Origin of the sequence: Vibrio sp. zbq_1, assembly GCF_043102935.1 — a bacterium.
Lineage (GTDB): Bacteria > Pseudomonadota > Gammaproteobacteria > Enterobacterales > Vibrionaceae > Vibrio > Vibrio parahaemolyticus.
In genome coordinates, this window is record NZ_JBICJH010000002.1 from 1 (window position 1) to 337 (window position 337).

Annotated in this window: 1 protein-coding gene; it reads left to right on the top strand. The window is 47.8% G+C overall.

The window, feature by feature from the left end; genetic code table 11:
* On the top strand, window positions 1-337 hold a 337-nt coding region (locus ACF8CV_RS00060; protein WP_392425325.1), incomplete at both ends, for a hypothetical protein.

A 337-nucleotide genomic window follows, 5' to 3' on the forward strand; every position in this document is an offset into this window, starting at 1 on the left:
AAGACCTGACTATCAGCGCGTCAGTGTCGGATGGTGTAAATCCAACGGCTAGCGACAGTGATAGTTTGATTGTGAATCGTGTTAACGATGCGCCAACCATCAAGGTTGATGCAGTAGAGAGCATCACTGAAGATGCAGTGAGCACCGATACGGTAGTCGCAACCTTAACGGTTCGCGATACTGACACGCCAGAAGACCAACTAACCGTTTCTTTAGAAAATAACTCAAACGGCTACTTCGTGTTGGTTGGCAATGAGGTCAAGCTGACTCAAGCGGGCGTCGATGCAGTTAACAACGATGAGCTCAACCTTAAAGACCTAACTATTAGCGCGTCAGT